This is a genomic window from Arcobacter sp. ISO1, assembly GCF_058105185.1.
The window spans coordinates 2,157,455-2,171,415 of record NZ_CM176573.1 but is presented as its reverse complement, the minus strand read 5'-3'; the positions used below and the strand labels follow the sequence as shown (position 1 = coordinate 2,171,415).

Here is a 13,961-nt window from a genome sequence, read left to right as displayed (position 1 = left end):
TCCTATTTAAAGGAACCTTTTTTACATTTTTGATATATAAGCAGCTAATGCTTTAATGTCATCATCTGAAAGTCTTGCAACTTGACCTTTCATAACACCTTTCATTGCTCCACCATAAGATCCATCTTTGTATCCTTTTAATGCTGTTTCAATTTTTGATGCATCCCAACCTTTTATAACTTGAGATTTACCTAAAGCTGCTTTTTCAGCATTTAATCCATGACATGCTGCACATGATTGATATAATCCTGCTCCATCATTTGCAAAAAGTGAAGTTAAACCTAAAAGTGCAATTCCTGCTAAAATTCTTGTTGTTTTCATTTTGTACTCCTATATTTTATTTATAGGAGAAGTATAAAAATTAATTGTGAATCGATTGTGAATGATTTAAAAGTTTAATCTATTTATTGTAGTTTTCCAAATACTTTGTATTTTTCCCAATAGATATCTAAAGCCTCTTTTAGCTCTTTTTCTGTTAATTTTGTTTTCTTCTTTATTCCAAATCTTTCTATAAAGGCCTCTGGCATAATAGTCGTGTTTTTATTAGGATTCTTTAAAAAACTAGTCATCGCTTCTTTTACACTTCTTTGACTGCTATATTTTAAAAGATATCTATAAAAGTATTTATCAATTGAAACAGGTTGTTTTTTATGACAAGATACACAATTATTTTCATAAACATCAGAAAAACCTATTCCTAAAAAAAGAAAAAATACTAAAATTAATTTTCCCATATTAGCTCCATTTTGGTACCAATTTTAATCTTTGATTCTACATTGATTTTAAAGTTATACTCTTTTGCAATCATAGAAACAATATTTAAACCTATTCCAAAGCCACCTACACTTTTATCAAATCTCATATATCTTTCAAAAAGTTGTTCAACTTGGCTCTCAGTCATACCCTTTCCACTATCTTCTACAATCAAAGATTTTTTTGTAAGTGTTACTTTTATGAAGCCTTTTACCTTATTGTATTTAATAGCGTTTGACAAAAGATTATCGATAAGTTTAGAGATTTTTTTGATATCACAAAAAATGATTACATCATCTTCAATATTTTCAATAAGTTCTATTTTTTTAACATCTGCAAGAGTTTTAAAGTATTCTAACCTTTGATGAACTATTTTGCTTAAATCTAAATTTTCATTTTGTGAAATAATCTTATTATCCAAAGTTAAATATGTCAAATCTTCATATATATTTGATATTGTTTTTGCTCCAATATCAATTCGTTTTATTTTTTTTGATAGTTTTTCATCTAAATTATTAGTATTAATCATCTCTACATTTGTAATAATTGCAGAAATAGGAGTATTTAGCTCATGGGTTGTGTCTTTGATAAATCTATCTAAAAGGTGTAAAGCATCCCTCATTGGCTTTAGAAAAACCCTAAGTAAAAAATATCCAAGTACAGTCATAAAGAAAAATGCAACGACCACAAAAATAAATATCTCTTTTTTTAATACTTCAAGCCAAAGTCCATCATCAGGAATTTCCAAAACAACATATTTTGCTCCTAAATAGTAAGATTCAGGTTCTTCTATAAAATGTATTTTTTTATTGCTAATATAGCTTATCTCATCAAGATGAACATCTTTTGACTTTAAGGTTGAAAATATCAAGGTTCTATCACTATCATAAATAGCAGAATTGTATCTTTCATCTCTAGGATAAAATTTATATTTATCAAAATTAATATGTAAATCTTTTAATCTAAAGATAAAATCGTTTGAATACTCCTGCATCAAAACTCTTTTTTCCTGAAGCATTAAATTTTTTTGAAATGAAAAATATAAGAATGATATAAAGAATAAAATTACAATTGTGAAAAATGAATATAAAGATAAAAAGCTAAGAAGAGTTTTCTTCTCACTTTGAGTTAAATCTATATCCAAGCTTTTTAAGACTAACAATTTTATCTTTTCCTAACACTTTTCTCAAGTTTTTAATATAGGTTCTTAGGGAGTTATCACTTGGCTCTTCATCATAATCCCAAACAAAATCATATATTCTATCGTGAACCAATAACTCATCTTGGTTTTGAAGAAAAAACTTCAAAAGCTTTAATTCTTTAAAGTTTAAAGCTACAACTTCCCCATCTTTTTTCACTTCATTAGTATTTGTATCAAAAGTAACTGATTCACTAAGATTTATAATTGTTTCTTTATTTTTAGAAAACTCTCTTTTTATAATAGTTTGTACCCTAAGTAAAAGTTCTTTTAACTCAAAGGGCTTTCTAATATAATCATCACAACCACTTTTAAAGCCCTCTTCTAAAGAGTTCATTGAGTTTAATGAGGTTATAAATATAGCTGGAGTTGTATTACCCTGTTCTCGAACTGATTTTAGTAGTTCAAAACCATTTAAAGATGGAACATTAACATCAAGTAAAAATATATCAAATTTCTCTTCATAGATAACATCGTTTGCTTCATCGCCATCATATACAGCAGTTACGTCAAAGCCTTGTTCTTCGAAATAATCAACTACAGTTTCACTTAATGTTAAATCATCTTCAAGGAGTAATAATCTAGTTTTCATTTTTTACTTTTCAATTTTTTTAGATTTTCTTGATATTTTGCCTTTTCTTTGGCATTCATAGTGGGAACTCTTTCTTTAAGTTCTTTTTTAAATTTATCTTCATTTTGTTTTTTTACATATCCCATAATTACTATTAACTCTTGAGTACTCATTTCTGAATAATCAACTGCATAAAGGGGAGATAAAAAAACTGATATTAAAATTGTTACTAAAATTTTTTTCATAGTCTACTCTAAAATATTATTTTTGTAATGATACCATATTAATTGTAGAAGAATCGTAAATTCTAAAGATTTATACAATCATTTCTTTTACTCTTTCATTATTTAAAAGACCTATAAACTCCTCTTCAGTTTCTATTTTAGTTGCATACTCTTCATTTAATTCAATCGCTTTTTGCAAGTCATCAATTGCATTATCTTCATACTCTAAAACTGAATATGCTTTTGCCCTTTGGAAATATGCACTTGGATAGTTTTTATCTATAAGTAAGGCTTGATTTGCAAGATTTAAAGACCAGTTTGCTTCGCCTATATCTAATACAGCATCAGCTTTATAAATTAAAGCTTCAACCTCATTTGGTCTAATATCTAAAATCTCATCGTAGGCTTCAATCTTACCAGTAGGCGTAGTTTCTTGTGAAGCTCTAAGCCATAAAGAGTGAATAGAATTCATAATCTTGATTTCATTTTCATTGTGTTTAACTTGTCTTGCTCTTTTTGCTAGGTCTTGCTCAAAACCTGCCATTTTTTCTTCATATTTTTGGATTGTTTTTGAAGTTTTTTCATCAACCATATTTCTAATTTTTTCATTAATATCTTTAATTGAACTCCATCCAATAATCACTAAAATAGAACTGGCAGCTGCAATAATATAAAACATATTATTTATAGTAGATGTTGCATAGTTAATTACATTTGTAGACATCTCAATCTCTTTTTTAGCCAAGGTTTTATGCATATCAACTTTTAAGTTTCTATTCTCTTCCCGTAATTGTTTAATCTCATTTAAAATATAATTTTCTACAAAAGGCGTATATAGAGGTTTTTCGATGGTATTTATTTTTTCTTTTAGATTTTCTTCATTTTCAACATTTTTTATATTAGCGAACAAATAAAGTGAACTAACAAGAACTAAAAGTAGTAATTTTTTCATTTCTTTCCTTATTTTTTAAAACAATTGAAATGGAATAATACTAATATTCTCATTAGTTCAAAGTAATATCTAGCCTATTTTAAGAAGTTTTTTGTGTAAACATTCCAAAGCTGCATCAGCAACATTTTGTGCAACACCAATATGAAATGAGATTTTAGACGGACTCATATCAAACATATCAAAATATATGTTGTTTTCTTTAAGTGCAGTTATAGCATCAACAATAGAAAAAGCATTTTCTTTTAATCTAATACCTACTAATGTAATTATAGAGATATTATATTTTACATAAATACAACTTGTCTTTAATCTTTTTTCTATTTGTCTTCTTAAATTATTTATATTTCCCTCTAAATCTTTTTGTTCAACTAATATAGATATATCATCTTTGTCAGTTGGGTAGTGATGGGTGTTTATATTAAACTCACCAAAGATTTTTAAAAGTTCAGCTGTAAAGCCAATCTCATCACCCAACATATCTTTTTGAATGTGGATTGCTGCCATATTATCAAGTTTTGCAATACCAACTAAATCCTCCATAGGAACTCTTTCACTTAAAATCAAAGTACCTTCATTTTCAGGATTGTTTGTATTCCTAATATTAATTGGAATCTTACTTTTTTTACAATTTAACATTGCATTAAAATGAAAAACATTAAAACCCTTTGAACTTAAAAGTCTTAATTCTTTAAATGTAAGTCTAGGTATTACATTTGCCCCTTTAATTATTCTAGGGTCAACTTCATAAACACCATCTGTATCTGTCCAATTTTCATAAATATCAGCATCTAATGCGTAAGCTAGTTCTCCACCTGTTAAATCAGAACCTCCCCTACTCATAACTGCTATTTCATTTTCATTAGTTATTCCATAAAAACCTGGGACAATAAAAATCTCACCATTATCAAGGATAAATTTCTCTTCTATATTTTGGTACGTTTGAGGTAAAACTTTTCCATCACAATAATTATCATCTAAAATAAAACCAAAATCTTCAGGTAACATTAGTTTAATATTTAGTCCACTATTTTTCATAAAAGTAGAGATTATCTTTGCATTATAGTGTTCTCCACGTGATAAGAAAAAAGCCTCTTTTTTTAAACCTTCAAAAGTTTTGTTTTCTAAATCCTTTTTTAAATCATCAATTATTAGTTTTTTATCAATATTTAAATCAATACATAATTTTTCAAATTTTTCAATAATAACTTGATGACTTTGTTTTACTGTAATAGCAATTTTACTTGAAAAAAAATGTTCACCATCAGTTGCAATATTTAGTAAATGATCAGTGATTTTTTCATCATATTTTTCATCTCTACCTGGGGCGGAGACAACTATTACTTTTCTTCTTTCATCAGAGTTTATAATATCTAGCACTTTTTTAATCTGTATAGCATTTTTTACAGAACTTCCGCCAAATTTACAAACTTTTATATCAATATTCATTTGAATCCTATTATTTATTTTTATAACTTAATTTTTTCTCAATTAGTTTTCTAAAGGATAAACTCCATTTTCATCATGGTGCTCAGTTCCCTTAATTGGAGGGTTAAAGACACAAATAAGTCTCATATCTTCACTTCCACCATAAAGGTTATGATCATCATGATTATTAAGTGCATACATAACACCATCATAAATTTCGTGAGTCTTTCCTGTTCCTAAATCTTCAATTTTTCCGTTCCCAGAAACACAATAAACTGCTTCTAAGTGATTTTGGTAGTGGATATGAGTTTTTGTATTTGCTTTTATAATAGTCTCATGAAATGAAAATCCCATACCCTCATCTTTTAAAAGCATTCTTCTACTAATCCATTGTCCACCCTCGGCAAATACTTCTTTATCTGTTCCTATTACATCTTTGTTAATATCTTTTACAATCATTAAAACTCTCCAGTTAATTTTTCTTTTTTATCTGCTACTAATTTTGCAATTGCAGTATCTAATCTTTTTAAACCTTCTAATAAAGTCTCTTCATCAATAATTAATGGAGGTAAAAATTTAACAATTTGATCTTCACTACCACAAGTTTCAACAATTAATTTTTCTTCAAAGGCATAACTTGATATCTCACCAGCAACAGAATTGTCACCTTTGATTTCAAATCCATATGCCATTCCTCTACCTCTTACTTCAACTTCGAAAGTGTCTTTATATTTATCTGCAATTTTTTGTAAATTATCTTTTAAAAGTTTCTCTTTATATTTAACTGCATTTGATAAATCATCATTTTGCCAATATTGTTCAATTGCAACTCTTGCTGCAACGAAAGCTAAGTTATTTCCTCTAAATGTACCTGTATGTTCACCTGGTTTCCACTGGTCTAAATCTGGCTTTAATAATACAAGCGCCATTGGCAAACCACCACCAATAGATTTTGAGATAGTTACAATGTCAGGATTTATTCCAGCAAATTCAAATGAGAAAAACTCTCCAGTTCTTCCATTACCTACTTGAATATCATCAATAATTAATAAAATATCATACTCTCTACAAATAGATTCAAGTTCTTGTAACCAATCTTTTGAAGCAACATTAATACCACCTTCACCTTGAATTGTTTCAACTATAACAGCTGCTGGGATATCTAAACCACTACTACTATCTTCTAAAAATTTTCTAAAAATAGCCATAGTATTCATATCACCAAAATAACCATCAAAAGGCATAAAAGATACATTTGATCTACTAATATAACTCTCATCTCTATAATCATTGTTTCCAGTCACAGAAGATGAACCTTGAGTTAAACCATGGAAACCATTTGTAAATGAAACTACATTTGATCTTCCTTTTACTAATCTAGCTAGTTTAAGTGCCGTTTCAACTGCATTTGTTCCTGTTGGTCCAGTAAATTGAAGTTTATAATCAAGATTTCTAGGTATTAAGATTGTGTCTTGAAAAGTTTGTAAAAACTCTTTTTTTGCACTTGTAGCCATATCAAGCCCATGAACTACTCCATTCCCTTGTAAATATTCTATTAAAGCTTTTGAAATATGTTCATTATTATGTCCATAATTTAAAGTACCCGCTCCTGCAAAAAAGTCAATAAAATCTTCACCTTGTTCATTAGTTAAAATAGCTCCTTTTGAAGTTTCAAATATTGTTGGGAAACTTCTAATATAACCCCTTACTTCTGACTCAAGATTTTCAAATATTCTCATTTTTTTCCTTTATTTTAAATGGTCCTATTTCATATAGAACCTCTTCTTCATGTTGATCAATAAAATCTTCTTTTTCAAAAAAGCTTTTAGAAACCATTTTTGTTTTTAAATCACCTGAAAGTTTTTCAAAAGCTCTAATTGAAGCTTTATTACTTGGTGAAACCGTAGTATGTATGTAGTTCAAGTCATGATTTTCTTTTCTTTTTAAAATATTCATCATCATTTTTTTTGCTAGATTCTGACCTCTTAAGTTACTATCTACTGCAACTTGCCAAATAAAAAGAGTATTTGGTTTATCAGGTAATCTGTATCCTGATACAAAACCAACAACTTTTTCATCTAAAATCGCAACAGAACAAGTTTTCGCAAAATGTGTAGTTTGAAGTAGATATAGATATTCAGAATTTACATCTAAAACCTGAGTACTTTTAACAAGATTGAAAATCATCTTTGAAAAACTTTTTTTTGGTTTTTTCAAACATATTTCTAATTTTTCCAATAAAAACCCTTATTTTTTTTGACATAAAAGATGTAATATTTTTACATTTAAAATGTAATATTTTTACATAATTTATGTTTTCTAAAGATTTGTATATTAACAAGCGTAACTTAAAATAAAATAAAATTAGTCAAATATAGTGTAAAAAATAGACATTTATTGTGTGAAAATTAATTTTATTTTATGGTATGTAAATATATTCTTTTTTTTTATGTTTTTTTAAATGAAAGTTATAATACAATCTTTGAAAAATTTAAAGTAGGATTATGAAGAAAACAATTATATTGGCTGCTACAGCAGTATTTATATTTACTGGATGTTTAGGTGGAGCAAATGACAAAGAGGAATGGACTGCATTAATCTTCCCTGACAAACAAAATAGTAAAAGAAGTAAAAAGCTTGCTGTTTATAAAACTTTAGAAGAATGTAGAGAAGGTTCTAAAAATGAGCTTTCAAAACTTGGATTATCAGATAGAGGTGACTACAAATGCGGATTAAATTGTGAATATCATGAGGGTATGAAACTTGATATTTGTGAGAAACTAGTTCAATAGTTTCTTTTTAGTTTATGGAAAAAATAGATTTAAAATACTTATGGAATCTTTTACTAGATAAGAAAAAAACACTTATTTTAGGTCAAATTGTAACTATTATTGCAATTTTAATAAGTGTTCCTATCCCATTAATGCTTCCTGCACTAGTAGATGAAGTCCTTTTAAAAAAACCAGACTTTTTTGTAAATAGTATAGATTCTTTATTTGGTAGTGGTAATGGCTTTTATTACATTGCAATAATTACTGTTGTGGTGATTTTATTAAGATTCATTTACTTTGTATTTACTGTCATAATTACAAAGATCTTTACAGCAATTGCTAAATATGTAACTTTTAAAATAAGAGAAAAACTACTTAACTATTTAAAAAAAGTATCAATGAATGAATATGAAAGTTTAGGAAATGGTGCTATTTCAGCAAACCTAATCACAGATGTAAATACTTTAGATGACTTTATTATAAAAAGTGCAAGTAAATTTATCTCTTCAGTATTAACTTTACTAGCAGTTTCAATTGTAATGATTGCGATTCATCCAATTTTAGGTTTAATGATTCTTTTAATACAACCTATTATTATACTTATGTCAAAAAAAATCTCTAAACAAGTTGGTGTTTTAAAAAAAGATGAAAACCAGGCAATTGAAGAGTTTCAAGATAATATTGGTGAATCTTTAGAACTTTTTGGACAAATAAAAGCTAGTAATAAAGAAAGCTATTTTATAAATGAATCTATAAAAAAAGCAAATAAAATCCAACAAACTTCAAATGAATATAATTATAAAAGTGTAGCCTATGAAAGATTTTCATTTACTATATTTTTAATAGCCTTTGAGATTTTAAGAGCAAGTGGCTTGCTTATGGTTGTTTATAGTGACTTAAGTATTGGTATGATGTTTGCTATGTTTGGTTATATTTGGTTTATTATGACACCTGTTCAAGATATACTTTCAATGCAATATGCTTATACAACCGCAACTGCAGCTTTAAAAAGAATAAATAAAATTCTAAGTCTTCAATGTGAAGATACTGGAAAAGAAAAATTATCAAATAATGAAGGTGTTCATATAAAATTAAAAAATATGTTCTTTTCATATAATATTGAAAAGCCTCTATTAGAAGATATTTCAATAAATATTAAACCTAAAGAAAAAGTTGCTTTAATTGGTGCAAGTGGAAGTGGTAAAACTACACTTGCTCAAGTTATTGCAGGTTTTTATTCAAAAACAAAAGGCGATATTAAATATAATAATATAAGTATTGACGTTTTAGATAGAAACTCTTTAAGAAATGAGATATTCTTAGTGCTTCAAATGCCTATTTTATTTAACAATACGCTTAGGTTTAATATCACTATGGGAGATGAATCCATAAGTGATGAAGAGATTTTTAGAGCCTTAGAGATAGCTCAATTAAAAGATACTGTATTACAGATGAGTGATAAACTTGATACATTAGTTGGTAAACATGGTATTAGATTAAGTGGTGGTCAAAGACAAAGATTATCAATAGCTAGAATGATTATATCTAATCCTTCAGTTGTAATCTTTGATGAATCTACATCTGCTTTGGATGTTCATACAGAAGCGAAGCTTTTTAGTGCTCTTATACCTATACTTGAAAGTAAAACCGTTATAACAATTGCTCATAGGTTAAGTACAGTTAAAAATGCAAATAAGATTTATGTCTTAGATAATGGGAAAATTGTTCAAAATGGAACTCACGAAGAGCTAGAAGAAGAAGAGGGACACTATTTAGAGTTTGTAAAAAATCAATTAGTGTAAAGGATTTCAATGATTTATTATATTACACTTGATGATTTAAATAATGAAGAAACCTTATTTGAGTATATTTATCCAAATATGCAAGAGAACTATTACTGGAGTGATGATTACACTCCAGAGTTTTATATTAAGGCTGCCCAATGTGGTTTTATTACTACTTCAATGTATAGAGAAGAAAAACTAATACTACTTCCTGAAATACAATTTGAATATGCATTAATGAAATTTGATGAGATAAAAGTCTCAAAAAAAGTAAAAAAACTCATAGATGAAGAAAAATATGAACTGACAATAAATCAAAGAACCCAAGAAGTGTATGAAAAAATTATCAATTATCATAAAAATTCTTGGTTGAATAATGACTATATAAATATACTTAATTTAATAAATCATAAAAATAATCAAGTTCCGAACTTTAAGTTTTTTAGTGTCGAATTAGTAGAAAAAGAAACAAATTTGCTTATTTCTGGTGAGATTGGTTACCAAACAGGTAATATTTATACTTCACTAACAGGCTTTACAACAAGACAAAAGAAATATAATAATTGCGGTAAACTTCAACTTGTATTATTAAACTATTACCTGAGAGACAAAGGCTTAAGGCTCTGGAATTTAGGGCATCCCCAACTTCAATACAAAATAGATTTAGGTGCAAAAATATATAACCGAGGCGATTTTTTAAAGCTTTGGTATGGAAATACTTAAATAACAATTGAGTCATTTTTTTGTTATTTATTAAAATTTGATAAGAATTGTCTCATAATTGACTCAATTTAAGGTTTATCATAACATAGTGTGTTATAATTCAAATAAATTTATAAAAAGCGAGAAAAAATTATGAGTAATAATATTTCTATAGATTTAACAAAAGACATGGAAAGATTTTTAAAAAGTAAATCAAAAGAGTTTAATTTAAGTATTGAAGATACTTTAAAAGAGATTTTAAGTCAACAAATTGATAGTAGACTTGATTTAGGAAAAGGGTTTTACTATGACAAAGTAGTAAAAAAAGTATTCGATAAAAAGAATAATGATGTAGGTTTAACAAAAACTCAAATGTCAATTTTTCATACACTATTAAAAAATAGAGATAACATTGTTGATGTTGAAATAATTAAAAAAAATGCATGGAAAGATAAAAATACATCAATCTTTACACTTAGAAACATGATTAAACAAATTAGAGATAAAACTTTTTATGGACTTATTAAGAGTCACTCAAGTAGAGGTTACTCTGCAGGTTTCTAGAAATCACCTTTTAAATAAGCATCTTTTGATGCTTATTTAATTCTATATAATACTTGCCCTACCCAATTTGATAACCTTACACTTATAATAGTTAAGTAACTAAAAAAAGTTTTAGGTTTACTTTCATGTTCTTTTTGATAATAATGAACTTTAATCCACTTTTTCACTAAATAATAAATAATACCATCAAAAAAAGAAAAATTTTTAATTGTTTTTATTACAGGGGCTAAAATAAACAAATAACCATCAAAAGTCAGTTCATCATACCAAGAAGCAACTTCTACTGTTTCAAACTCATATTGATCTTTACTCAAAAGATTCTTTTCATACAAAACACTACAAATAGTATCTCTTTTTCTAACTCTTTGTAAATCAATTTGAATTTTCTTATTAATAAAAAGTGCCCCTAAAATTGCAATTAGAAGACAAAATAATAACCAGATAAAAAGTAAAGGGATAAATAATATATTGGCAATAATTTTAGATATAAGTTTCATACTTTTATCTTATAATTTTTTAATTAATTTTACTTAATAAGTCAGTGAAAGGCATTTTCTTTTTTTCTTGAGCTTTTTCTGTTAAATATAAAAAAGATGTAAGTGTTAAGATTGCTAAAACTAAGTATTCCAAAAGTGTTCCTATTTTTATTTATGGAAATATAACTTTTCATTTCTTAATTATAGATTAATAAAATAAATATTTAGCTCCTAGCGAACAAAACAACGCTAATTTGGTAAAATGTAGGACAGCTACGTTTAATGAATCTGCATGTTTTAACCTACTCTCAAATCCCCATTTGATATAATGAGAAGCTTAAGGAAGATTATCCTGACATAGTTTTAACCTACTCTCAAATCCCCATTTGATATAATTAGCTTCTTGTGAACCATATGTTAGTTGTTGTTTTAACCTACTCTCAAATCCCCATTTGATATAATTAAGTCAAATGGAGAGTATAATAGTGGTTAGTTTTAACCTACTCTCAAATCCCCATTTGATATAATATTGGTAATGAAACAAAAGTAACAGATTGGGTTTTAACCTACTCTCAAATCCCCATTTGATATAATCATTGTTTGGAATAAGTTTTTTATGCTTTAGTTTTAACCTACTCTCAAATCCCCATTTGATATAATTACTTTATCTATGGCACTTTATGCAGGCTGTTTTAACCTACTCTCAAATCCCCATTTGATATAATCAAGGCAAGAGTGAAACCATTGTAGGCCGGGTTTTAACCTACTCTCAAATCCCCATTTGATATAATATTTATTAAGTAGACAAAGAGACAAAGAAGGTTTTAACCTACTCTCAAATCCCCATTTGATATAATCAACAAGTAATTTATAATTATTCATAGTGTGTTTTAACCTACTCTCAAATCCCCATTTGATATAATAAAGAGCTATTGAAACTAAAGCTCAATTATGTTTTAACCTACTCTCAAATCCCCATTTGATATAATAATTAATGATTAAACAAAAAAGAAAAGATGGTTTTAACCTACTCTCAAATCCCCATTTGATATAATACCCATCATGCATATTGCTTACAGAATAAAGTTTTAACCTACTCTCAAATCCCCATTTGATATAATATAAAAGCTTAGGCTTGTTTCGTCAGCTAAGTTTTAACCTACTCTCAAATCCCCATTTGATATAATAATCTTCATTAGCATATTGTGATTGTTGGTGTTTTAACCTACTCTCAAATCCCCATTTGATATAATAGAGTAGCTTAGAACCTCAATTTTATAGGCTTTTCAAGTCTATAGATACTAGAAAACAAGTACAGATTGTACTTGTTTTTTTACTTTTTCTTCAGGTTTTTCTCTGTAGTTTTCTATTACTAACATATTTTTATATTGAGCTTCAGTAACTTTTACTACTCTTATAGAGCCATTTAGTGGTGAAACTAGTTCAATCTTTTTTTCATATTTTTGAGCAATTGCTAAACTTTTGCAAAATCTTATATAAACTGAATATTGAAACATTATAAAACCCATTTCTAAAAGTTTATTTCTAAATTTTGTATATTTTTTTATATCTCTTTTTGTGTTTGTTGGCATATCAAACATTGCAAATAAAACCATCTTTCTATACCTGCTTTCTTCTGATATATTTTTCATAATTCAAACAGAGTTAAATCTTCACACTTTGACAAACAAATTGATTGATAATTTGCAACCATCAGTTTCATACAATTTGATACAGTCATATTTCTATCATCATAAATGACAGTTTCATCTAATAGTTTTAATAAAGCTATTTTAATAGAAGAGTTTAACTCCATATCTTCTTTTATAAATCTTGCAACATAGTTATCGACTAATGGTCTAAATGGTTCTATTAAATCATCTGCTAGATTAAAAGAGTTTAGCTCACTGCTATGGTGTATTCCAAAAGCTGGATTTAAACCATAGGCTATTAAATATCTACAAATAGAACTTCTAAATATTGCATAACCAAAGTTTAGTAATGCATTATTTATATTCTCAGGATTATTTCGTGAAAAATCTTTTCCAAATAATTCTTTGAAATAATATGCTGCAACAGTTGCTTCAATATTTTCTTTATCATTTGATTTTATTCTAGGAACTAATAAATCAATATATTCATAGTTTTTATTTAGTTTTTTTAATATTTTGGATTGATTTTTCACTTTTGAAGCGACTATATCTTTCCATATTTGATTTAGTTTTGGTTTTGAAACTAGGATTTGAGACTTTTGTATTTTTGTTGTTCTACTGTTTTTATTTATTCCAAGTAGTATGGAACTAGGCATAAATTTTTCATCACAAAAGATTACATTGATATTTGATTTAGTTAATTGAGATAAAAGTGCAGAGGTGATAGTAGTTTGCTGATTTTCTATAACTATCGTATCAATATCATCAAAACAGACTGTTGTTTCAAAGTTATCAATTTTTACAGATATTAGATTATTTTTATAACTTAAATATGATTTATTTTTTATATATAGTTTTTGAAGAGACATTTATAAACTCCTCAAAAAGA

General features: G+C 27.0%; 17 protein-coding genes and 1 CRISPR repeat array. Of the genes, 4 read left to right on the top strand and 13 right to left on the bottom strand.

Features of this window, described 5'->3' with window-relative positions; genetic code table 11:
- Positions 1 to 21: 21 nt before the first annotated feature.
- The 10 genes from AC2TY9_RS10775 to ectA form a co-directional block, all read right to left on the bottom strand.
- Entirely contained in the window at positions 22 to 321 is a 300-nt protein-coding gene (locus AC2TY9_RS10775; protein ID WP_489777462.1) for a c-type cytochrome, read from the bottom strand.
- Positions 322 to 404: 83 nt separating this feature from the next.
- Positions 405 to 734 carry a hypothetical protein gene (locus AC2TY9_RS10770; RefSeq protein WP_489777461.1) on the bottom strand — a complete coding sequence of 110 codons (330 nt, stop codon included), beginning with the start codon at positions 732 to 734 and terminating at the stop codon, positions 405 to 407.
- Positions 722 to 1,747, bottom strand: a complete 1,026-nt coding sequence (locus tag AC2TY9_RS10765) for a sensor histidine kinase (protein ID WP_489777460.1) — start codon at positions 1,745 to 1,747, stop codon at positions 722 to 724. The genes AC2TY9_RS10770 and AC2TY9_RS10765 overlap by 13 nt, the downstream gene beginning before the upstream one ends.
- A gap of 124 nt (positions 1,748 to 1,871) precedes the next feature.
- Positions 1,872 to 2,543 carry a response regulator transcription factor gene (locus AC2TY9_RS10760; protein ID WP_489777459.1) on the bottom strand — a complete coding sequence of 224 codons (672 nt, stop codon included), beginning with the start codon at positions 2,541 to 2,543 and terminating at the stop codon, positions 1,872 to 1,874.
- On the bottom strand, positions 2,540 to 2,767 hold the full coding sequence (locus AC2TY9_RS10755) for a DUF1104 domain-containing protein (protein ID WP_489777458.1): 228 nt from the start codon (positions 2,765 to 2,767) through the stop codon (positions 2,540 to 2,542). Before AC2TY9_RS10755 ends, AC2TY9_RS10760 begins: the two co-directional genes overlap by 4 nt.
- Before the next feature lie 70 nt (positions 2,768 to 2,837).
- On the bottom strand, positions 2,838 to 3,698 hold the full coding sequence (locus AC2TY9_RS10750; protein ID WP_489777457.1) for a tetratricopeptide repeat protein: 861 nt from the start codon (positions 3,696 to 3,698) through the stop codon (positions 2,838 to 2,840).
- Between the two features lie 69 nt (positions 3,699 to 3,767).
- Positions 3,768 to 5,144: an aspartate kinase gene (locus AC2TY9_RS10745; protein ID WP_489777456.1), complete on the bottom strand. Its 1,377-nt coding sequence runs from the start codon at positions 5,142 to 5,144 to the stop codon at positions 3,768 to 3,770.
- Between the two features lie 42 nt (positions 5,145 to 5,186).
- A complete protein-coding gene (locus tag AC2TY9_RS10740) occupies positions 5,187 to 5,582 on the bottom strand; it encodes an ectoine synthase (RefSeq protein WP_489777455.1) in 396 nt (131 codons plus the stop codon).
- Entirely contained in the window at positions 5,582 to 6,862 is a 1,281-nt protein-coding gene (ectB, locus tag AC2TY9_RS10735; RefSeq protein ID WP_489777454.1) for a diaminobutyrate--2-oxoglutarate transaminase, read from the bottom strand. The genes AC2TY9_RS10740 and ectB overlap by 1 nt, the downstream gene beginning before the upstream one ends.
- Positions 6,849 to 7,361, bottom strand: coding sequence for a diaminobutyrate acetyltransferase (gene ectA, locus AC2TY9_RS10730; RefSeq protein WP_489777452.1), 513 nt, complete (start codon positions 7,359 to 7,361; stop codon positions 6,849 to 6,851). Before ectA ends, ectB begins: the two co-directional genes overlap by 14 nt.
- Before the next feature lie 266 nt (positions 7,362 to 7,627).
- On the opposite strand from ectA, the gene AC2TY9_RS10725 reads away from it, so the two are divergent.
- From AC2TY9_RS10725 to AC2TY9_RS10710, 4 genes are all read left to right on the top strand, one after another.
- Positions 7,628 to 7,915 carry a hypothetical protein gene (locus AC2TY9_RS10725; RefSeq protein ID WP_489777451.1) on the top strand — a complete coding sequence of 96 codons (288 nt, stop codon included), beginning with the start codon at positions 7,628 to 7,630 and terminating at the stop codon, positions 7,913 to 7,915.
- A gap of 14 nt (positions 7,916 to 7,929) precedes the next feature.
- Complete coding sequence (locus tag AC2TY9_RS10720; protein ID WP_489777450.1) at positions 7,930 to 9,696, top strand: ABC transporter ATP-binding protein; 1,767 nt, start codon at positions 7,930 to 7,932, stop codon at positions 9,694 to 9,696.
- A 9-nt stretch (positions 9,697 to 9,705) separates the two neighbouring features.
- A complete protein-coding gene (locus tag AC2TY9_RS10715; protein ID WP_489777449.1) occupies positions 9,706 to 10,401 on the top strand; it encodes a hypothetical protein in 696 nt (231 codons plus the stop codon).
- 132 nt (positions 10,402 to 10,533) lie between these two features.
- Positions 10,534 to 10,944 carry a helix-turn-helix domain-containing protein gene (locus AC2TY9_RS10710; protein WP_489777448.1) on the top strand — a complete coding sequence of 137 codons (411 nt, stop codon included), beginning with the start codon at positions 10,534 to 10,536 and terminating at the stop codon, positions 10,942 to 10,944.
- A gap of 32 nt (positions 10,945 to 10,976) precedes the next feature.
- On the opposite strand, the gene AC2TY9_RS10705 is transcribed toward AC2TY9_RS10710, so the two are convergent.
- The 3 genes from AC2TY9_RS10705 to cas1 all read right to left on the bottom strand — a co-directional run bounded on the left by AC2TY9_RS10705 (position 10,977) and on the right by cas1 (position 13,941).
- The gene (locus AC2TY9_RS10705; protein ID WP_489777447.1) at positions 10,977 to 11,441 is read right to left on the bottom strand and encodes a hypothetical protein; all 465 of its coding nucleotides are present in this window, start codon (positions 11,439 to 11,441) and stop codon (positions 10,977 to 10,979) included.
- Positions 11,442 to 11,714: 273 nt separating this feature from the next.
- Positions 11,715 to 12,673: a CRISPR direct-repeat array (repeat unit 36 nt; unit sequence GTTTTAACCTACTCTCAAATCCCCATTTGATATAAT).
- Positions 12,674 to 12,721: 48 nt separating this feature from the next.
- Complete coding sequence (cas2, locus tag AC2TY9_RS10700) at positions 12,722 to 13,072, bottom strand: CRISPR-associated endonuclease Cas2 (RefSeq protein WP_489777446.1); 351 nt, start codon at positions 13,070 to 13,072, stop codon at positions 12,722 to 12,724.
- Positions 13,069 to 13,941 (bottom strand): type II CRISPR-associated endonuclease Cas1, encoded by an 873-nt coding sequence (cas1, locus tag AC2TY9_RS10695; RefSeq protein WP_489777445.1) that lies wholly within the window; start codon positions 13,939 to 13,941, stop codon positions 13,069 to 13,071. The genes cas2 and cas1 overlap by 4 nt, the downstream gene beginning before the upstream one ends.
- Positions 13,942 to 13,961: the final 20 nt, after the last annotated feature.